The sequence below is a fragment of the Cohnella silvisoli genome (genome assembly GCF_021190915.1).
GTDB classification, from domain to species: Bacteria; Bacillota; Bacilli; order Paenibacillales; family Paenibacillaceae; genus Cohnella; species Cohnella silvisoli.
Genome location: NZ_JAIOAP010000007.1, coordinates 208,233 through 229,624, shown reverse-complemented (window position 1 = coordinate 229,624; position 21,392 = coordinate 208,233). Strand labels below are relative to the sequence as shown.

The window sequence follows — 21,392 nt, the reverse complement described above, 5'->3', positions numbered from 1 at the left end:
GCCGAATGAGCAAACCGATTCTTGAAGTCAATAACTTGCGTGTATCTTTCAAAATGTATGCCGGAGAAGTTCAAGCGGTCCGCGGCGTCTCCTTCACCTTGAATAAAGGAGAAGTTCTCGCGATCGTAGGGGAATCCGGCTGCGGCAAATCGGTAACGGCCCAGACGATCATGAGATTGATACCGACTCCGCCAAGCTATATTAAACCAGGATCCTCCATTCTATTCGATGGCAAACACGAAATCACGAAGCTAACCGAATCCCAGATGGAGCATGTGCGCGGGGAAGAGATGGGAATGATTTTCCAAGATCCTATGACTTCCCTGAACCCGACGATGACGGTCGGCGCTCAAATATCCGAAGGTATCCGCAAGCACCAGAAGGTGACCAAAGCTGAGGCGATGCAGCGGGCGGCCGATCTTCTAACTCTCGTAGGTATGTCGAATGCTCAGGAGCGTACCCGTCAATATCCTCATGAGCTTTCCGGAGGGATGCGTCAGCGGGTCATGATCGCGCTGTCGTTAGCTTGTAATCCGAAGCTGCTTATCGCCGATGAACCGACTACCGCGCTCGATGTGACGATCCAAGCTCAAATTATCGATCTGCTACGCGAGATTCAGAAGAAAACCGATACGTCGATCATTCTGATTACCCATGATTTGGGTGTCGTGGCTGAAATGGCCCATAGGGTCATCGTCATGTACGCGGGTAAAGTTGTGGAAAGAGGCACTTTAAACGATATTTTCTATAATCCTAAACATCCTTACACTTGGGGACTGCTTCGTTCAGTTCCTCGGTTAGATAGCGATAGAAATAATGATTTGGAGTCGATACCGGGAACTCCGCCGGATCTCTTTGCTCCTCCGGTCGGTTGCGCCTTCGCGGCACGTTGCCCTTACGCTATGAAGATCTGCAAAGAGGTTGACCCGGAGCATTTCGATGTGTCTGCAGAGCACAGTTCGGCTTGTTGGCTCATGCATCCCGAGGCTCCGAAGGTAGAGATGCCGGTTCAAGCGGGGAGGGGTTCACATGGCTGAGGATTATATCTTAGAAGTGAAAAATTTGCAGAAACATTTTCACCTTAGCGGTAACCGCGTGCTCAAAGCGGTTGATGGTTTGAACTTCTCGATCAAACGGGGCGAAACCTTCGGGCTGGTAGGGGAGTCCGGTTGCGGCAAATCTACGACCGGAAGAACGATTATTCGACTGTATGAGGCAACGGGCGGTCAAATCCTGTTTAATGGAAAAGACGTGCAGAAACTTAACGGCGAAAGCAGGCAGAAGTTTTACCGCGATATGCAAATGGTGTTTCAAGACCCTTATGCGTCGCTTAATCCCCGAATGACCGTCGGTAAAATTATCGCGGAGGGCATCGACATTCATGGGCTTTCTTCCGGTAAAAAAAGACGCGAGCGAGTCAGCGAATTACTGAACGCCGTAGGTTTGAACGAAGAGCACGCGGGTCGTTTTCCGCACGAATTCTCGGGCGGCCAACGCCAGCGGATCGGTATTGCCCGCGCGCTCGCGATTGAACCGCAATTCATTATCGCCGATGAGCCGATCTCCGCGCTGGACGTATCCGTTCAAGCTCAAGTCGTGAATCTGTTCAAGAAGCTGCAGAAGGAACGCGGCTTGACTTATTTGTTCATCGCGCATGATCTGGCTATGGTTAAGCACATCTCCGACCGTATCGGCGTTATGTATTTGGGCAAGCTGGTCGAAGTGGCAACCTCGGATAAATTGAACGCGAAGCCCCTTCATCCGTATACGCAATCGCTATTGTCCGCGATTCCGATTCCGGATCCGGATGTTCAGAAGCAGCGGAAAAGAGTTATCCCGCAGGGTGAAATTCCAAGCCCTCTGAATCCGCCAAGCGGATGTCCTTTCCGGACTCGCTGTCCTCATGCGATGGACGTATGCGCGGCAACGATGCCTTCGTTTAAGGAAGTCGAGCCGGGACATTTCGCAGCATGTCATATGTTATAATATTGTTTATGTAAAGAAGAAATGCTCCAAGTCAATGGCTTGGGGCTTTTTTTGTACGATCAGAAAGTTTTTAGGCACCCATCATCTGGGAAATATAGGGAAAAACCGACACCTATTTTCCGTTCTATTTCGGAGAAATGGTACCATTATCCCCTTGCTTCAGAAGTGAGTTGCCAATCAGCTGATATTTGAATGCCATGATTTGAGAGGGAGTTGCAATCAACGGATTCTCGAATGCCATGATTGGAGAATGGAGTTGTATTCAACGGCTTTTCGAATGCCATGATTTGAGAGGGAGTTGCAATCAACGTATTCCGGGATATTACGCACAAGTTTGCCTTTTCGTGAATTGGATTGAATGAAACGGGTTATCGGCAACTTAAAAAGCAGTCATCCCAAGCATCAAGCAATCCATAGGGTGAGATATTTTCCTTTCCACTTCGCTTTGCTCCCCCAGACCACCCAGGGAACGGTGAGAACCGGTTTGCTGCGGGTCAGATCTTTGTACGTCAAGGTTGGCGTCACAGCGCACCAATGGAGCAGTTGGCTGAAGACCGGGGCATGGCGGAGTTTTAAGTTCAACCGGAAACAAAACTCGTCTAAATAAGCCTGCAAATGTTTGGCCCCGATGCCATTAAACGTAAAGTTCAGCCACGCGGTCACCTTCCACTTGATTGGGTTCAAAGCGGGGTGAAGTCTGCCGCGCCCCAAAACGGTCACAGCTTGTTCATCTATATGATTGTCTACGAACGCTTGGACGCCAGGTTTTTCAATCCACCTCAACGCGTTATTCACATGGCTGGGATCCGGTTGTTTGATTTTGACCTGCTGAGGCTCGTCTCGCTCGTCGAGGGATCCGCCGATCAACAGCGGCTGCTGGGCCTCGCTATAATACGTGTAACCGTAAGAGATAGGGTCAACTCGCACAACACCCGTGAGCGGATCGGCTTCATCGGCTTGTTGCAGGGCATGGCGGATTTTTCTTGCGATGAGCCACGCGGTCTTATAGGTGACCTGAATCACTTGGGACAGGCGGGAGGCGCTGATGCCGGAAGGCCGGGAGATCAGAAACATCGCTTGGAACCAGCGGGTCAACAAAGTGGAACTGCCTTCCATAATGGTGCCGGCGATGACAGAAGTCTGATGGCGACAGGAGCGGCATTCGTAGAGAGGCAGTCTGCGCGTTTGGATGAGATAAAAGTGAGGATGACAACAAGTCGGGCAACGGAAGCCGTCCGGCCATCTGGCTTCGAACAGCGCCTCGGCGCAAGCCTGCTCGGAGTTGAACTGCTGGCAAAATGCCTCGAAGGTCAGATGATCTGGAAACATAGACGGCCTCCTCAAATAGAACATTTGTTCTTATTTCCATCATACCAAACATACGTTCTATTTTCAAGAGGCATCGGGTGAAATTACAACTTTCCTGGTTTGTTCTCAAAAGCATGAACAAGGGTTTTTTCCCCCTTATCGGATGGGATAGTGGTACGTTTTCGCGGAAAGGAGGTAGGGGGGCTGCGGTGGGCCTATTCTCCTTCTGATGCGAGGGGATAAAGGTACGTTTTTGCGAAAACCTGCAGGCATGAACTGGAGTATCGGACCGGTCAACCCCCACCCCCCGAGTTACAAGGAAGTTCATGGGTACGATTGATTAATTATGGATATCCGCCATCTCATCACTTGTCTCCCTCTGTCCACTGTAGCTGCTGCTAATACTTCGGCGGCGGTTTCGACTTCCAGCATTCAATCCTTTAATTCAACCTCCTTGGTTAAGAAAGATGGATCTTACTGGATATGGGGAAACTTGCGTCAATCAGTTCCGACACAAATGCATGGCCTGAACGATGTGGAATCGTCGTTTGCCGATAACCTGATCCAGAAGAAAGATCATACGGTATGGTTTTGGGAAAGCGCTACTTACTCTACTGAAGCAAAAGTCTACCCTGTCATGGCGTTAAACAATCTCGTTGCGGTTTACTACGATTATAGGCAGTCATTGGCTTTGGATGCCGACGGCAAAGTATACTGGCCATCGATAGTCAGTCCCGGCTGTGGTTCTGGGGCGCGACCATAACAGGATATTCGGATGGAACGACTCTTAATATTCAACCGGCACCTATATTGATTACGAGTGTTCAAGGCGTGAAGGATGCTTTTGTCGTTGAACGATCGCTGATTGTATTGACCAACGATGGTGAAGTGTACGAGGCCTCAATTGAACGTGAAACGATGCCGGATAACCCATCTTTTAAGCGGCTAACTTCGGAGATAAGTCAAATCAATTCTGGAGGGCGCCATATTATCATGCAGAAAAACAACGGAACATTGTGGGGTTGGGGCGTTAACAAGAGCGGGCAGTTAGGTTACGGAGATTATGAATTTATACATAACACGCCGGTACCGGTGCAGAAGCCGATCTCGGTTCAATTAAATGGCGTGCCTGTCGTTCTCTCTAGCGGCGTCATCACGCGAAATGAGCAAGCATTCATACCGCTGCGTTCTGTCTTTGAAAAAATGGGCGCTTCCGTATCATGGGACAACGACAATAAAATAGTGACGATTAAGCAGTCCAAAACCGGCAAGCCGCAGATCATTATCCATATCAACTATATTAAGGGAGTAGTGGATATGAACAACGAACCTGTTACTCTAAAGAACGCCCCCTTCAGCGTGGCAGGCATCTCGTACTTGCCGCTGCGATTTGTCAGCGAAGCACTCGGCGCCAATGTCGAATGGTTTCAGAAAGATGAGAAAATTACGATTACATTACCTTAAGTTTGCCGAGCCCGCAAAGCCCGAGAAGCCCAGATGCACGTCATAAACAACAGTGCAGCCGACAACAGGAACAGTCCTTCGATACCGATAAATCCCGACAGAGCACCGCCCATAATGGGGCCAGCCATGTTGCCTAGACTTAAAGCGCTGCCGTTAAAGCTGTAGGACCGGCTTTCCATTCCATCGGGAGTGTAGCGGCGGATGAGCGAATTGACGGTCGGTATTAAGCCGCCCATGAAACACCCGAGCAGGAAACGCCAAACGAGCAGCTGGCCGACGGACCCGACGAACGCTTGAGGAATGAGCATGATCGACGCCCCGGCTAACGATACGATCAAAATTCGCGAGGAGCCGATCCGGTCGCTTAACCGGCCGAGCAACGGGGCGCAGATCATATTGGATATGCCGGTTACCGAACCGACGAACCCCGCGTAGAAGGCGAGGTTCTCGGTTGTTCCGTGCAGTTGCTGTACATAGAGCGGTATAAGAGGCATCGGGCTTAACATCGCGAATTGGATTAGAAAAGTGACGGTAAGCAGCACGGGGAGCTGGCGGATGACCATTAAGTCGCGGAAGTTCTCGCGGACCATCAACCAAGAGATGACGGATGCGAGAAACAGCAGCGTACCCGTTATGTAGAAGATCGGACGAAACCCGAAGCTGTCTGCAAGCAATCCCCCGATAAAAGGGCCTAGAATCGTCCCGGCCGTGCCTCCGGATTGCAGCGTCCCCATAGCGAATCCCATCCGCTCCTTCGGCGTCGTGGCCGATACGAGAGAGACGGCGGCGGGCGTATAACCCGAGATGACGCCGTTGAGCATCCGCAGCGCGAGCAAATGCCAGGGAGCCGTCGCAAAGCCCATGAGCACCATGACAATAGACATCCCGAAGCCGGAACGCAGCAGCATCATTTTACGCCCATAACGATCGGAGAGCTTACCCCATAACGGCTGGAATAGGAACGATGTGACGAAATTCGCCGCGAAAATAAACCCAGCCCATAATCCGATCTGATGATTGTCGGTCAGGCCGAGATCTTGCTTAAGATATAAGGACAGGAAGGGGATGATCATCGTCATACCCGCCATCACGAGAAAATTGCCGCCCATCAGCACGATCAAATTAATTTTCCAACGTTGCATCGGTTGCTCCTTTGTCTAAATCGCGTAAGTATACCCAGTATATCACAGGCAGTTAGCGAGCCTATTACGATCATTGTCAAACTATTGTCATACTCGATGGAGGTTGCGAGGTTGTTCGCGTGCTCCAAAAGGGGCATAATGAAAGCAATGAAAGCCAATCCATGACCTAAATGAGGATGCCCTAATGATTGAAAATGATTTGTTCCTTCGCGCGTGCCGGAGTGAGCCTGTTAACCGTGTGCCGGTGTGGTACATGCGCCAAGCCGGAAGATATGATCCCGATTATCGCAAAATAAAAGAAAAATACTCGCTGCTCGAAATTTGCAAGCAACCCGAGCTTGCTGCCGAAGTGTCTCTGATGCCGGTACATAAGCTCGGAGTCGATGCTGCTATACTATATTCCGATATTATGAATCCCGTTGCTTCCATTGGGATCGATTTCGATATCGTCAAAGACGTCGGCCCCGTTATTCATAATCCGGTACGCAGCGCCAGCGACGTGGAACGCTTGAAGCCGATGGACGTAGAACGCGACCTCTCGCACGTCCTGGAGACGATTAAAATCTTGGATCGCGAGCTCAAAGTTCCGCTTATTACGTTCGCCGGCGCGCCGTTTACGCTAGCCAGCTATATTATTGAAGGCCGTCCCTCCAAATCTTATATCCGTACGAAAGCTCTAATGTATAGCGATCCTCGAATTTGGCACAGTCTGATGGGCAAACTGGCGGACATGGCCGCAACCTACTTGCGGGCGCATATCCAATCGGGAGCCAAAGCCGTCCAATTGTTCGACAGCTGGGTAGGTTCGCTTGCTCCCCATGATTTCAGGGAATACGTGCTTCCGCATGTGGAAAGTATTTTTGCGAAGCTGTCGGACCTGAACGTACCGAAAATCTATTTCCCCGGCGTAAGCTCGGGAGAGTTATTGCCGCATCTGACGGAGCTGAAGAGTGACGTTATCGGCTTGGATTGGCGCGTTCCGTTGTCCGAAGGACGCCGCCGCACGGGCGGCAAATTCGCGATTCAGGGGAATCTCGATCCTTATGTACTGACTGCCCCTTCAGCGTTAATTCATGAGCATGCCCGCAGGTTGCTGGACGAAGGGATGCGGGAGCCTGGTTTTATTTTTAACCTTGGACATGGATTGTACCCGGAAGCGTCGCTCGAAAAATTAAAAGATTTGACGGATTTCGTACATGCCTATAGCGAGCAGAAAATCGCGGCGGGGGTGACCTCATGAGCATAGCACAGGGAAAAGCGATCGGAGTGCTCGTTATGTCTTACGGCACGCCGGAAAGCTTAGAGGGCGTCGAAGCCTATTACACGCACATCCGTCGGGGGAATCCCCCGTCGGCGGAGCAACTTGAAGATCTAACGAATCGTTACCGTTCTATTGTTGGCGGCGTGTTTCCATTACGGGAAAATACGAACGGCCAGGTGGCTGCACTGCAAAGAACGTTGAATGAGCTGGCAGGAGAGGGCGCTTATGTGTGTTATCAAGGCTTGAAGCATGCGGCTCCTTATATTGAAGACGGAGTCGCGGCGATGGCGGCGGACGGCATTAAGGAAGCGGTCGGAATCGTGCTTACTCCGCAATATTCCGTCATGAGCGTAGGCGGTTATATGAAACGCGCACAAGATGAAGCGTCCAAACACGGGATTGCGCTTAAGCCCGTTCATGAATATCATCTGCACCCAGAGCTAATCGATGCGCTCAGCAAGAGGGTGAGCGAAGGTTTAGATCGGTTTGGCGAACGACGCGCCGATACGTTGGTGCTGTTCAGTGCCCATAGTCTGCCGGCTAAGATTCTGGAGATGAACGATCCCTATTCGGACCAACTGCTTGCTACCTCTGAAGCGGTGGCCCAGTCTGCCGGAGTGGAAAAGTGGCAGTTTACTTGGCAAAGCGCCGGACAAACCGGACAGCCTTGGCTCGGGCCGGACATACTGGAGACGCTTGAACGGCTAAGCGACGAAGGCGTCCCTTCCGTGCTTGTTACTCCGGTCGGTTTCGTCTCGGATCATCTAGAAGTGTTGTATGACATCGATATCGAAGCGAAGAAATTCGCCGCTGAACGGGGCATACGCTTGGAAAGAATTCGCATGCTGAATGACGATGCTCAATATATGGCGGCTTTAGCCGAATCGGTTATCGGATTGGCGCGTAGGGGGGACTAAGCGATGACGATGCAGAAGATTCGCCGCGTAGCGGTGCTAGGCGGCGGTATTACCGGCCTTAGCGCCGCTTTTTATTTGGGGAAGCTGGCGCGCGAGCGGGGAGAAACGATCGAAGTTACGGTAATCGAAGGTTCGGAAAGGCTGGGCGGACGGATCAATACGCTTAGCCGGGACGGCTTCGTCATCGAAAGAGGACCGGATTCGTTCCTTGCCCGCAAACTTCCCATGATTGAGTTGGCGAGAGAGCTTGGGCTTGAAGGGGAACTTACCGGAACGAATCCGGCTGCGAAAAAAACATATATCGCGCTGAACGGCAAGCTGCATCCGATGCCGGAGGGGATGACATTAGGCGTTCCTACCGATGCGGATATGTTCATGAAGACGGAGCTAGTGTCTGAGGAAGGTAAGCAACGAGCATTCGAGGAGCTCGATATTCCACCGGATTGGCGTGAGGGAGACGAATCCGTCGGAGCCTTTCTGGAACGCCGGATGGGCAGGGAAATGGTTGAGCGGATATACGAACCGCTGCTCGCGGGCATTCATGCCGGAGACTTGTACCGGCTAGGGCTGCAAGCGACCTTTCCGCAGTTTAAGGCGATGGTGAGGGCGCACGGCAGCCTTATCAAGGGAACAAGAGATAGCCAACGGATCGCGAAAGCGAAAGCGGAGGCGCAAGCAAATGCAGCCGTTAGTTCCGGAAAAACGGATAATCCGTTGCCCGCCTCCGTATTCATGACGTTCCGCAACGGCTTGTCTTCCGTCATCGAAGCGCTTGAGTCGCATCTTAGAGCGGATGGCTGCCATATACGCATGGGAGCGCAAGTCGAATATTTGGAACGGACGTTCGAAGAGATGCCGGAAAGTAAAGGAGCTTACCGGCTTCATCTATCCGACGACACAGCGATAGAATCCGACGAGGTGATTTTTACCTTGCCGGCCTATGCCACTGCCGAATTGCTTGCGGAGCATACCGATGTAACCGCATTGACGAACGTTCGTTACGTCTCCGTCGCCAACGTGGTGCTCGCCTACGATGAAACCGGGTTTAATCACACGCTCGACGGGTCCGGATTTCTCGTTCCGCAAGGGGAGCATAGACATATCACGGCGAGCACATGGACATCGTCTAAATGGCTGCATACTGCGCCGCAAGGCAAACGAATGATCCGTTGTTACGTTGGAAACGCAAAGGACGAGAAAGGCGTAGAGCTGTCCGATGCCGTTCTGGCAGGCGTGGTCCAACGGGATTTATATGATCTGATGGGGCTTACGGCGATCCCCGAATTCGTCGAGATTACGAGGCTTCGCCATTCCATGCCGCAATATCCGGTAGGGCATGTCGAGGCGACGGCTTCTTTCCGAGAAGAGTTAAGCAAACGACTACCCGGCGTTCTCGTTACGGGCGCGGCATTCGAGGGAGTCGGGTTGCCGGACTGCGTCGCGAAAGGGAAACAAGCAGCTGAGGCCGTATTGGCTAAGGCATAGATATGTTTGCTAGATGAGCCTGCTCTTCTGACGATAAGCCAATGGGCTTAGTCCGGTTCTAGACTTAAACAATCGCGAGAAATAATGGATCGATCCGAAAGCGAGCCGTTCGGCGATTTCGCTGACGGGCTGCCCGGATTGCGTTAGCATGGATTTGGCTAAATCCAATTTACATTCCAGAAAATAATCATGGGGCGACTGACCGTATTGTTTCTGAAACAAGGAAGAAGCATGATTCTCATGATAATGCGTCCATTCACGCAGCCATGCCCGGTTATAGGGTTTGGCTGCTCTTTCTTTTAAATGATCTTGAACGACACGGAGTAGAATTCCGTTCTCCGAGTTTTCCTCCGACTGTCGGCGGGTAAGCTGATGCAACTCCACGAGAAGCTGAATCAAGTTTACCCGATTGAGCAGATGGTTTATCGGTTCCGATTGCTGGAACGATTGCGCGAAATGATTAAAATAACGTTCCGCTTTCGTACCCGTAAACCGCATATATTCGGGTAAGTCCAGCCGCTCCGGCTGTTGACCGATAATTAACGTGTTGGGATAATCCAGCCTGTAATCTTCAGACACGTCTATCGGATAGCGATAGAGAGGCGCACCTTGTTCCGGCATATCGCCGGTAGTTTGAAAGTGTAACCCGCACAAAACGAATGGACGAGTGGAATCCGCCGTGAACCGGTGCACAACGTGGGGACCGTAATGAAATAAATCCCCGCTCGAGACGCTGTAGCGCCTGTTCTGGATCATGGCTTCGCCCGATCCTTCGGCAACCCAAATCAGTTGACGATCTTGGACGATTCTAGGACCGAAAGTATAACCGGGCGAACAAGCCAATTTGTTGGCATACGACACGAGCGGGTTCAATTTTTCCCAGCGGATTTCCTCACTCACCTGCAATCCGCTCCTTCCTAAAATTCTTTATAAAGTGCAAATGATAATTATTAAAACTAAATAAATCCTATTATCATTCAATTATATTAAGAGTACGGACTCAATAAAAGATAAATTTTTCATTTACCTAACAATGAGGAGGCAACATTCTGTGAGCACCCAACTGGAGCATGAACTGGAATCATCGAACGCATGGCTGCACGATCTACCGATGCTAAGAAACAAGCTCAAAGAGGACGGCTATTTGTTTTTTAGAGGAATATTGGACGTTCAGGCGTTAGAGCAAATCCGAGAGGATATGCTGGAGATTGCTAGCGAATATGGCTACGTGAATAGGGACGCCCCGCTGGCGGACGGAATCTACTCAGGTCAAAGCTTCCCGACCTCGACTAAATTCGAGACTTCGCCGATCTATCGCCGGATATTGGAGCTTCCCCGCTTTAACGCTTTCGGGAGCAGCCCCGTGCTTTCGCTATTGTTATCCGGATTGTTGGATTCCGAAATCCAGGAGCACCGGCGTCGTATAGGACGGATTACGTTACCCGGCAGCTTTAAGAACACGACGCCCCCGCATCAGGATTACTTCTATATCAAGGGTACTCCGGACACCTTTACTTGTTGGATTCCGGCAGGCAATTGTCCAGGAGAACTAGGGGGTTTAGCCGTTATGCCCAAGTCCAACCATTTGGGAATGCTTGAGCATGAACCGATGCAAGGCACGGGAGGTCACGGCGTATCCCACGAGCGTTGCGAGCAGTTGGGCTTGCCTTGGCTGACGACCGATTTTCGCATCGGGGATTTGCTGATGTTCCATGGACATACTTTGCATAAAGCTCTGGATAACCGCACCGAGGACCGATTGAGAGTATCCCTTGAATACCGCTTTCAGCGCAAAGAAGACGAGATCGATCCCGGTTCCATGGACTATCACATGAAAGGTGCTTTCGATAAATGATCTGATCGCTATAACGCCGCCGCTTGGAGTGAGAAATCATTCCGGTGGTCGGCGTTTTGTTTATGTTAGAATGGGGGGGAAGCGGCAGGATAGACTTAGAGGGGGTGACGCAGGTGAACAACATCAAATTGTGGATGACGTTAGGATGGCGCAAGATTCGTTTGCCTTATAAGCTCATATTGGTGTACACCCCCCTTATTCTTTTACCTGCATTAACGGGCATATATTATTTAACAGACAGTTACACAACCTCTTCCAAGGCGAGAACCGCCGAATACGCTACCGATTTGCTTAGTTTAATGGGACAAAAAATCGACGATCGGATGCGCAGTTACGAGCAGCTAAGCAAACAAATCATGACGGACGGGGATTTGCTCAAGCTGGTATCCTCAGAACCGGCAACGGCCTATGACAAGTTCAAGCTGGAGAGCATCATCAACGAGAAGCTAAACGTTCTGTGGCTTGGCGCCGATCAGAATAGCTATATTCGTTCGATTAAAATCGAAACGCCGAAAACGATGTATACGTACGGTAAAAACTCGATTGACGATTACGAGGTTCAAAATCCGCAATACCGTCGTGAGGTAGAGAAGATGAAAGGCGCTGCGAAGTGGTTTCCTCCGGAATCGTATAATGACGGTTACACTAACTTCAAGGCTTTTCGGCTTGGACGGACGATTAGGGATGAGAAGCTGAACGAGCTCGGTACTTTGTCTCTTGTTATTCGAGTGGAAGCGATCGAGGAAATTTTCCGGCAAACGAAGTTTCAAGAGGATACGGCGCTTAAACTTCTGGCTGCGGACGGCACAGTGCTCGTGGATAACGGGATCTCGATCGATCCCGGCGAGAAGCAGCTGCTTTCTTATTCGGAAGACAAAATCCAGAACGGTTGGCAGTTATCGGTACAGCTCCCGCTTCGGCAACTGTACGAGCCGATATACCACACCGTGCGTCTGGCGCTTTTTATCGTTCTCGGGTGCATTGTGCTTGGGCTTGTGGTGACGCATCTTCTCGCCATGGATCTGGTCATCCCGATCCGGCGTCTGATGCTGAATATGAAACAAGGAATCAAGGGAGTCCGTCCGGGCAAACTGAAGCATTTTAACGGCGCGATCGAAGTGGTCGAGATGAACGATACGTTTATTTCCATCATGTATGAAATCGAACAGCTTATCGACGAAGTAGCCAAGCAGGAGAAGAAGAAGAAAGATGCAGAAATCCGCGTTTTGCAAAACCAGCTGTCGCCGCATTTCTTATATAACACGTTAAATTCCATTCGCTGGATGGCGATGATCCAGAAGCAGGATAATATTAAGGAAATGGTGGACTCGCTGAATACGCTTTTAACCTATGCCTTGCGCGGGTCGGGAGATCCCGTTCCGCTTGCCGAGGAGATCGCGATTCTGCATAGTTACGCCACCATCCAGAACGTTCGTTACCAGCACTTCGAATTCGTGACGGATATCCCGAAGGCGCTGGATAATGTTAAAATGCTCAAGTTTCTTCTGCAACCTTTAATCGAGAACGCGCTTATCCACGGCTTGGCGCAATCCGAGCATACGGGCGAGATCAAAGTGTCGGCTCGAGCGGCAGTCGATCAGCTCATTGTGACCGTAAGCGATAACGGAGTGGGCATGACGGCCGAGAAAAAGGCCGAAATCGAAACCGGGCTCGTGAATCCAAGCCAGCATTTCGGTTTGCATAGCGTCAATGAAAGAATACAGCTTCATTACGGGCTCCAATATGGATTGTCCATACAGAGCGTGCCTGGTCAAGGCACGCAGATTACGATAGTCGTTCCTTTGCAGAAGCCGGAAGAAACGGGGGATTCGCAGCATGCGCAAAGTAATGATCGTTGACGATGAATCTCTTGTCAGAATCGGGCTTCAATCGATTATCGATTGGGAGAACCGGGGATATGAGATCACGGGCGTGTACAAGAACGGGGAAGAAGCGCTCGAGGCAGCCAAGCAGCAGTCTTTCGATATCGTGCTTACCGATATTCGCATGCCGGGCATGGACGGATTCGAATTGATTCGGAATTTAAAACTGATGGATACAGGGCTGAAGTTTATTATATTGAGTAGCTACAGCGATTTCGAATATACCCGCCAAGCCATTCAATTGGGCGTTACGGACTACATTTCGAAATATGAGATGGAGCCGGTTGAACTGCTGCGAGTGCTCGACTCCCTCCAATTCGGCGATGCTTCAACGAGCGGATCGCGCCAGCAAGGGCAGAAATTGCAGCCGCAGCAAGCGATGAATGCATTGGCGGATGAGAAGCAAAGGATGCTCCTCCGGACGGCGGAAGGCAATAATATCCGGGTTGAAGCGGAGTTTCCGGAAATATTCGAGAGGTTCGAAGGCTGGGGCCAGACGATGCGGTGGATTTGCCTCAAGCCGATTCCGAGGGAAACGGGATATTCGCCAACGGAAAGAAAGGCGATGGCTTTGCAGGCGGAAGAAATATTTTCGCGGCTGAAGCACCTCGAATTTTTCGGCGAGGATTCCGGGCTGCTTCACGGGGCTTGCATCTTCACGGAAGAGGAGACGGAAGCGGAAGGTTTGAGCGGATTACTTCTGAAGGCAGAGGAGCTGAAGGCGACTTGGGCCAAAAATTTGAATATCGGCCTCATCGCGGGAATCAGCTCAAACTCTGCTCTCGCCAAGATGGGACAATCCAGGGAAGAGGCTGAAGAAGCGGTCCAGCTTTCTTATTACGAAGGAGCGGGTATTTACGTCAGGGAGCAATGGGAAATCGGCAGGTTTACGGAGCAGCAATGGCTGGATTGGTACAGGCTGGTAAAGAATCGGATCCAGTATTTGCATTTCGCAGAACTGATCGAGGAAATTAGCGTCCGACTGGAAGACTCGCATAATCGATTGTTGCCGTCGGAGTGGCTGCGGCTTGGCGAAATGATATCGACCCATCTCATGGATCTGCTGATCGAGCGCTATAATCTGGACGTGGAAGGAATTCGTACCCGATTCGGTTTATTATGGCCAATGACCGATGCGCTGAAGAAGGTGTTTTCGCGTACGGAGTTTATGCGGGTCGTCCGACAATGGTTATCCCAAACCCAAGAAGTCATCTCTTCCATGCAGCCTAGCCGCGGCTGGGTAGTGAAAGTCAAGCAATACGTAGAGAGCGGCTACGGCAATCCGATCCGCTTGGAGGAAGTGGCCGACTTGGTCAATTTCAGTCCGAACCACTTCAGCCAACGGTTTCGTCAGGAGACGGGCGAAGCCTTCTCCGATTATTTGACCCGTATCCGAATTCGGGAAGCGATCCGACTGTATAAGGAAACGGATTATTCGACGGAGGAGATCTCTGCTCGGGTCGGATACTTAAACCCGAATTATTTTATCAAAGTGTTCAAAAAAACGACCGGGCAAACGGTGAAGCAATTCAAGCAGCGCTTCTGAAGCTTCGATTATGGAATCAAGTTCATATAATATGGAACATAGCCATCCGACTGGAATGATCCTCCGGTCTATTTGGCACATTCTCCGGGGCATCCTGCATGGAGCGCACAACTGAGACCGCTTACAATAAGAATAGATCGCGATCGCTTTATCGTACACACAAATGCGGATATCGGAGGGGTTTCATTTGAAGCTTAAAAGATTTGTAATCGTGCTTGCGTTCGTGGCTATGATCGGTGCTTTGCTGCAAGGCTGCGGCAAAGGAAACAACGACGGCAGCCCAAGCGCGTCAACTTCGGCAAGCCCGTCCGCAAGCACTCCCGCGGAAAGCTCGCAAGCGCCGAGCGACGAGAACGTCACCCTTAAAGTATGGGGAGACTTGGGAAACCAGGCGGTCCTTGAGGAACCGTTCAAGAAGATTAATGCGGCTTTCACGGCAAAGTATCCGAACATCAAGCTGGAATACGATTTCGCGCAAAACGACCAAAGCTTGAACGTCGCACTGCAAGCGAACGAACTGCCGGATTTGTTCTGGGTACAAGGCGACAAAACTTCCAAAATGGGAGAAATGGTTAAAAACGGCTTCCTGAAGGATTTGAGCTCCTACAATTTAGACGTTTCGCGTTACGCGAATTCGGAGAAAGCTTATTGCACCGTTGACGGCAAATTGTATTGCTCCTTGCCATCCTTCTTCGATACGAACGTCGTGTATTACAACAAAGACCTTTACGAGAAAAACGGGATCAAATCCCCTGCTACTTGGGATGAGTTCGTACAAGGGCTGGATAAGCTGAAAGCGGCTGGCGTTACGCCGATTGCATTGGCTGGCAAGAGCGAATGGGATCGCGCATGGCCAATTTTCGCCTTCGCTCCGGCATTCTCGAATGCGGCATTAAAAGCGGCGCAAACCGGAGACGGCAAGCTGACAGATCCGACCGTAGCCGAGGCGCTGCAAGCGTTCCGTGACTTCGCCGATAAAGGTTACTTTGGGAAAGACTTCTTGGCGCAGGATTATGCGGCGGCGCAATTCGCGTTCACGAACGGCAAAGCAGCGGCGATCATTGACGGCACATGGTCCAACTCGACTTACGTTGCTTCCGGCATGAATCTCGGCCGGTTCTCCATTCCGAACAAAGACGGTAAAAAAATCGTGCAATCAAGCTACAGCAATTTCATGACCTACGCGGTCGCGTCCGCTTCCAAGCACCCGGACCAAGCCGTCAAGTACATCGAGTTCTTGAATTCGTTGGAAGCTCAACAAATTCTCGAGGATGCGGTCGGTTTGGTGCCTACGATTAAAGATATTACGGCCAAAGACGAAGGCGTTAAAGAACTCGCCGTATTCGACGAAGCGGGCGTTAACATTTACACGGTGCTTACGGCGCTCTCGACATCGGAATCCAATGCGGCCGACGTTCTGATGAAAGACGTCATTCCGAAATTGATGACTTCCGCCATCACCGGAGCCGAAGGAGCGGCTACTCTGGACAAAGCGGCCAAGTACCCGACGAAATAACGAGACAACAGAATTCGGGATCGGTCAAACGGCGCATCCGTGCTGCCGTTTGATCGTTTCTCCAAGCAAAGAGGGTGTTTCGGTTGACTTGGTTCAAGAAGCGTCCGTTCCTTTGGTTTATTTTGCCGGGATTCATTCTATACAGCTTATTTTCTGTTTATCCGATTTTCTCGGCTTTCCAGATTAGCCTGAATCAATGGGACGGAATCGGCGTTAAAACATTCGTCGGATTGGATAATTACGTCGAGCTATTCGGCAATGACGAGTTGTTCGCCCAATTAACCGGAGCTTTCCGGCATAGCGTGATCTTATTTTTGCTCAATGCACTTGCTGTTCTACCCGCTCAGCTCTATATGGCTTATTTGTTATATAGCGGCATTAGGGGCCATCGGTTTTTCCAAGCGATGATCTTCTCGCCGCAGTTTATCGCGACGCCGGTCATCGTATTCATGGGTACTTTAATTTTTGACGGCAATATCGGCGTATTTAACAAGCTGCTTGAGGCGGTAGGATTGGGCGAGTGGACCCGTCCTTGGATGGGCGTTCCGGAATTCGGCATCTTTATCGTATGGATTATGGTCGCATGGTCCGGAATCGGTGTCGGGATGATCTTCTTCCTAGGCGCGATGAAAATGATTTCAAGCGAAGTGATGGAGGCCGCTTTACTGGAAGGGGCTTCATATTGGAGACGGTTTTTCAGCATCGTGCTTCCGCAAATTAAGACGACGGTGCTTAACATGCTCATTCTGACTTATATTTTCGCGATGACGATGTTCGATTACAGCTTTATTTTGGGCGGCGTATCGGGTGGCATTAACCGCAGCGTCGATGTGATGGCCTTGTTTTTCTATCGGATCGCATTCGGGGATAACAGCGCGGTCGGCGGCACGATGAACGTGAATGCGATGGGCATGGGGACGACGATTGCCTGCGTCATGTTCGCCGTTATTTTTATCGTCGCGATTATTCAGGTGGTCATCACCTATCGCCGAACGGAGGACTAAACATGAATTTGCGGCCGAAGAGAACGTATGCAAGCTCCGCTATCCTATGGCTGTATTCTTCTTTTACCTTGTTCGTCCTGGTTTATATGACCTACCAGGCGTTCCGGTCGAAGAAAGAATTATTGTCCAATACGTTCGGATGGCCGGATGTTTTTAATTTCGCCAACTTCAAAAAACTGTTCGTGGATGCGAACTTTCTTCGATATTTGTTTAACAGCACATGGATATTGGTCGCCGTGCTAGCGATTATCATTCTGTTATCGTCTATGGTTGCTTATGGCATCGGCCGGTTTCAATTTCGGTTCAAGAGCACGGTGCTGCTTTACTTCCTGATAGGGCTCATGTTTCCCGTGCAGCTGGGAATCGTGCCGATTTTCCTGTTGATTCGCGATATGGGTTTGTTGAACTCGCAATGGGGAGTCATTGTCGTACTGGCCTCGGGCCTTTCAATGCCGGTGTTTTTGCTGACGACATTTTTCGAGAAGCTGCCTAAAGACTTATACGAATCGGCCAAAATTGACGGCGCGGGCGAGTGGACGACGTTCATCCGGGTTATGTTTCCGCTGGCCAGTCCGGTTATTTTTAGCATTTGCATCATTATGTCTGTTCAAATCTGGAACCAGTTTTTCGTTCCTTTAATTATGCTGCAAAGTGAAGCGAACAAGACGATTCCGCTTATGATCATGAAGTTCACCAATAATCTGATGTACAATATCGATCTTGCGATGGTAGGGTCTGTGATGGCAACGGTACCGATCCTCATTTTGTTTTTTCTGTTTTCCGGCAGAGTGCTCGAAGGCGTTGCTTCCGGGGGGATAAAAGGTTAAGGATTGTACCGCGGTCCCGAGGACGGCGAAGCCGTTTTACTTGTGGAATGGAGGTTTCAACGTGGGTTTATTGACGGCAGAGCGTCTTCGCACGGAATATTTGGACAATCCGCTAGGCATCGACGCAGCGACCCCGCGACTTGGCTGGATCGTGACTTCCGAGCGCCGGGGAGCTAGTCAAGCGGCCTATCGGTTGTTGGTCGCAACTTCGCTGCAGAAGCTTGACGAACTCGAAGGTGATCTATGGGATAGCGACATTGTCGAGACGTCCGAAACCCAGCATATCGAATATGCGGGTTATGAGCTGTTCTCGGAGCAAAAGGTATTCTGGAAAGTACAAGTGTGGGATGAACAAGGCGTCGAAGGAGCCTGGAGCGAGCCCGCGATGTGGTCGATGGGGTTGCTCGGACGCGAAGAGTGGCGCGGACAATGGATCGGTTGGAAGAACGACCATAAGCCGACTAAGGAATCGCCGAAGCCGAATGTTTATTTGCGCCGGGATTTCAGGGTAGGTGCAGGCGTGAAGAGAGCGACCGTCTATGCGACGGCGCTTGGTTTGTACCGGTTGTACCTGAATGGCAAACGCGTCGGCAATGACGTGTTTTCTCCGGAGTGGACCGATTACCACGTGCGCGTGCAGTATCAAACCTACGATGTGACCGATATGCTGCGGGAAGGCGATAACGCTGCAGGCGCTATTCTGGGTCAAGGCTGGTATGCCGGATATATCGGAATGTACGGGTTTCAGAAATACGGCATGGATCCGTCATTCCTGCTGCAACTGAACGTGGAATACGAGGATGGGACTAAGGAGAGTGTAACTACCGAATCGCGGTGGAAAACGTCTTATGGCGCAATCGTTTCTTCGGATTTGCAGATGGGAGAGACGGTGGATGCGCGTTTGGAAATGTCGGGCTGGAATGAAGCCGGATTCGCCGAAGGCGGCTGGTCTCCTGTCGATGTCATGTATGACTATCGCGGCTGGTTAGTTTCGCAGATGTCCCGGACGATTCGCGTCACAGAAGAGCGAAAGCCGGAAAACATCCGCTGGCTTCCTGATGGACGGACGATCATCGACTTGGGTCAGAATTTGGCCGGATGGATTCGGATTGCTTTGTCGGGGGAAGCAGGAACGCGCTGCGTTTTCCGGTTTGCCGAGGTGTTGGATGCAAGCGGAGAGCTGTACACGGAAAATTTGCGGTTTGCCAGGCAAATCGATACTTATACTTGCAAAGGCGGAGGCGTGGAGGTGTTCGAACCGACCTTCACGTACCATGGATTTCGTTATGTCGAGTTGAGCGGAGGTCCGATCAAGATCGGCGAAGTGACCGGCATCGTGGTCCATTCCGATTTGCCGGAGTCGGGCGAACTGGTAACTTCGCATCCGCTCATCAACCGGCTCGTTCAGAACATTCGCTGGACCCAGCGCGCGAATTTCATGAGCGTCCCGACCGACTGCCCTCAGCGGGACGAGCGTCACGGCTGGACGGGAGATGCGCAGATTTTCGCGAGCACGGCCGCGTATAACATGGATGTGTCCGCATTTTTCGCAAAATGGCTCGTGGATCTGGAAGACGCGCAGCAGCCGACAGGCGCTTATACCGATTTTGCGCCGTTTATTTTCGGGCCGAAGACGGAGTTCGATAACGACTTCACGTATACGCATACGGCATCCGCGGGTTGGGCCGACGCTCCGATTATCGTCGCTTGGGGGTTGTACGAAACCTACGGGGACAAGAAGGTTTTGCGCAAACACTACGATTCGATGAAGAAATGGGTCGATTTCAACCGGAAGCAGCATCCGGAAGGCATTCGGCGGGACGTTCCTCAATACGGCGATTGGCTCTCGGTGAACGAGAGGCCGTTCGAGGAAGTGATCGCGGAGTTCGGACGGATGGTCAGTCATCATTCCACGACGCCGTACGATATCTTTTCCACCGCCTATATGGCGCATAATGCCAAGCTTCTGTCGAAAATTGCGGGCGTGCTGGGAGAAAATGAGGACCGCATTATATACTCAGCGTTATTCGAGCGTATTCGGATGGCGTTCGTGGAGCAGTTTGTAGGTGCGGACGGTTTAATTAAAGGAGATACACAAACGGCTTATGCAATGGCAATCGAGATGGAGTTGCTTCCGGAGAGATTGCGGTCATCGGCTATCGAGCGGCTTGTGGCCAAGATCGAACAAGCGGGCGGAATGGCGACGACCGGATTTCATGGAACGAAATCTCTGATGAACGTGCTGACGAATGCCGGTTATGCCGAGCTTGCTTTCCGGTTATTGATGCGCGAGGAATATCCATCGTGGTTATATTCCGTGAATCAAGGCGCAACGACGATATGGGAGCGATGGGACGGCTGGACCGAAGAAAACAGGTTTCAGGATCCCGGGATGAATTCCTTTTGTCATTTCGCTTTCGGTTCGATTGGCGAGTGGATGTATCGGAACATCGGAGGGATCGATCGAGATGCTTCGGAGCCGGGTTTCCGCAAGCTGCTTATTCGTCCGCAGCCTATGGGTGGTTTGACATCTGCTAGTTGCAGCTACGATTCGTTGTACGGAAAAGCTAAGACGCAATGGAGCGTGCTGAATGGGGAGTTTATGCTTAATGTGACGATTCCGGCTAACGTATCGGCAGTGGTGCACATCCCCTCCGTGGAAGGAACGGAAGTGCTGGAAGGGACTTCAGCCGCAAAGCATGCTTATGGCGTAACCTTAATCGGCCGCGAAGGCGATCATAACATCTATCGGATTGATTCGGGAACGTACTGCTTTGTTTCTTTGTTGCCTAAATAAAGCCTAAATTTCAATGTATCCGCTTATGCAGAGGGTTAAAGGCGTCGGCCTTCCTCCTTAAGCGGATTTTTTTCATGGCCGAGGATTGCAGTAAGCGGCAACTGCGGGGAGTTAGACGGAAAAACCGAGTAATTCTGGCTCAGTGGGGGGTAACGACGGGGAGTTAGACGGAAAAACCGAGTAATTCTGGCTCAGTGGGGGGTAACGACGGGGAGTTAGACGGAAAAACCGAGTAATTCTGGCTCAGTGGGGGGGAACGACGGGGAGTTAGACGGAAAAACCGATTAATTCTGGCTCAGTGCAGCGCAACGGCGGGGAGTTAGTCGGAAAATCCGAGTAATTCTGGCTCAGTGCAGCGCAACGGCGGGGAGTTAGTCGGAAAATCCGAGTAATTCTGGCTC

Annotated in this window: 17 protein-coding genes; 14 read left to right on the top strand and 3 right to left on the bottom strand. The window is 51.0% G+C overall.

All coding sequences use genetic code 11. The annotated features are described in order from the left end of the window. Nucleotides 1-5: 5 nt before the first annotated feature. Both K7P76_RS15275 and K7P76_RS15270 read left to right on the top strand, forming a co-directional pair. Entirely contained in the window at nucleotides 6-1,037 is a 1,032-nt protein-coding gene (locus K7P76_RS15275; RefSeq protein WP_232186172.1) for an ABC transporter ATP-binding protein, read from the top strand. Beyond that, nucleotides 1,030-1,986: an ABC transporter ATP-binding protein gene (locus K7P76_RS15270; protein WP_232186171.1), complete on the top strand. Its 957-nt coding sequence runs from the start codon at nucleotides 1,030-1,032 to the stop codon at nucleotides 1,984-1,986. The genes K7P76_RS15275 and K7P76_RS15270 overlap by 8 nt, the downstream gene beginning before the upstream one ends. 402 nt (nucleotides 1,987-2,388) lie before the next feature. On the opposite strand, the gene K7P76_RS15265 is transcribed toward K7P76_RS15270, so the two are convergent. Then, entirely contained in the window at nucleotides 2,389-3,315 is a 927-nt protein-coding gene (locus K7P76_RS15265; protein WP_232186170.1) for a transposase, read from the bottom strand. Between the two features lie 472 nt (nucleotides 3,316-3,787). On the opposite strand from K7P76_RS15265, the gene K7P76_RS15260 reads away from it, so the two are divergent. Together K7P76_RS15260 and K7P76_RS15255 are read left to right on the top strand one after the other, a co-directional pair. Then, nucleotides 3,788-4,057, top strand: a complete 270-nt coding sequence (locus K7P76_RS15260; protein ID WP_232186169.1) for an RCC1 domain-containing protein — start codon at nucleotides 3,788-3,790, stop codon at nucleotides 4,055-4,057. Between the two features lie 68 nt (nucleotides 4,058-4,125). Next, entirely contained in the window at nucleotides 4,126-4,758 is a 633-nt protein-coding gene (locus tag K7P76_RS15255) for a stalk domain-containing protein (RefSeq protein WP_232186168.1), read from the top strand. Here the strand turns inward: K7P76_RS15255 and K7P76_RS15250 are convergent. Beyond that, a complete protein-coding gene (locus K7P76_RS15250) occupies nucleotides 4,755-5,900 on the bottom strand; it encodes an MFS transporter (protein WP_232186167.1) in 1,146 nt (381 codons plus the stop codon). The genes K7P76_RS15255 and K7P76_RS15250 overlap by 4 nt on opposite strands. Nucleotides 5,901-6,084: 184 nt before the next feature. On the opposite strand from K7P76_RS15250, the gene hemE reads away from it, so the two are divergent. Genes hemE through hemG form a run of 3 tightly spaced genes read left to right on the top strand, consistent with a single transcriptional unit; the run spans nucleotide 6,085 to nucleotide 9,563 of the window. Then, the gene (gene hemE / locus K7P76_RS15245) at nucleotides 6,085-7,140 is read left to right on the top strand and encodes a uroporphyrinogen decarboxylase (RefSeq protein WP_232186166.1); all 1,056 of its coding nucleotides are present in this window, start codon (nucleotides 6,085-6,087) and stop codon (nucleotides 7,138-7,140) included. Further along, complete coding sequence (gene hemH / locus K7P76_RS15240; protein WP_232186165.1) at nucleotides 7,137-8,078, top strand: ferrochelatase; 942 nt, start codon at nucleotides 7,137-7,139, stop codon at nucleotides 8,076-8,078. Before hemE ends, hemH begins: the two co-directional genes overlap by 4 nt. 3 nt (nucleotides 8,079-8,081) lie before the next feature. Then, entirely contained in the window at nucleotides 8,082-9,563 is a 1,482-nt protein-coding gene (gene hemG, locus K7P76_RS15235) for a protoporphyrinogen oxidase (protein WP_309244769.1), read from the top strand. Between the two features lie 9 nt (nucleotides 9,564-9,572). Here hemG and K7P76_RS15230 read toward each other — a convergent pair whose 3' ends face one another. Beyond that, nucleotides 9,573-10,463, bottom strand: a complete 891-nt coding sequence (locus K7P76_RS15230) for a helix-turn-helix transcriptional regulator (RefSeq protein ID WP_232186164.1) — start codon at nucleotides 10,461-10,463, stop codon at nucleotides 9,573-9,575. A 151-nt stretch (nucleotides 10,464-10,614) separates the two neighbouring features. Here K7P76_RS15230 and K7P76_RS15225 point away from each other — a divergent pair, with 151 nt between their 5' ends. The 7 genes from K7P76_RS15225 (at nucleotide 10,615) to K7P76_RS15195 (ending at nucleotide 20,991) form a co-directional block, all read left to right on the top strand. Beyond that, nucleotides 10,615-11,418: a phytanoyl-CoA dioxygenase family protein gene (locus tag K7P76_RS15225; protein WP_232186163.1), complete on the top strand. Its 804-nt coding sequence runs from the start codon at nucleotides 10,615-10,617 to the stop codon at nucleotides 11,416-11,418. A gap of 113 nt (nucleotides 11,419-11,531) precedes the next feature. Further along, on the top strand, nucleotides 11,532-13,277 hold the full coding sequence (locus K7P76_RS33470; RefSeq protein ID WP_232186162.1) for a sensor histidine kinase: 1,746 nt from the start codon (nucleotides 11,532-11,534) through the stop codon (nucleotides 13,275-13,277). Beyond that, on the top strand, nucleotides 13,255-14,847 hold the full coding sequence (locus K7P76_RS15215; RefSeq protein ID WP_232186161.1) for a response regulator transcription factor: 1,593 nt from the start codon (nucleotides 13,255-13,257) through the stop codon (nucleotides 14,845-14,847). Before K7P76_RS33470 ends, K7P76_RS15215 begins: the two co-directional genes overlap by 23 nt. Before the next feature lie 187 nt (nucleotides 14,848-15,034). Then, entirely contained in the window at nucleotides 15,035-16,363 is a 1,329-nt protein-coding gene (locus K7P76_RS15210) for an ABC transporter substrate-binding protein (RefSeq protein WP_232186160.1), read from the top strand. An 83-nt stretch (nucleotides 16,364-16,446) separates the two neighbouring features. Then, complete coding sequence (locus tag K7P76_RS15205; protein ID WP_232186159.1) at nucleotides 16,447-17,367, top strand: carbohydrate ABC transporter permease; 921 nt, start codon at nucleotides 16,447-16,449, stop codon at nucleotides 17,365-17,367. A gap of 2 nt (nucleotides 17,368-17,369) precedes the next feature. Beyond that, on the top strand, nucleotides 17,370-18,194 hold the full coding sequence (locus tag K7P76_RS15200; protein ID WP_232186158.1) for a carbohydrate ABC transporter permease: 825 nt from the start codon (nucleotides 17,370-17,372) through the stop codon (nucleotides 18,192-18,194). A gap of 61 nt (nucleotides 18,195-18,255) precedes the next feature. Then, nucleotides 18,256-20,991 (top strand): glycoside hydrolase family 78 protein, encoded by a 2,736-nt coding sequence (locus tag K7P76_RS15195; protein ID WP_232186157.1) that lies wholly within the window; start codon nucleotides 18,256-18,258, stop codon nucleotides 20,989-20,991. Nucleotides 20,992-21,392 lie beyond the last annotated feature (401 nt).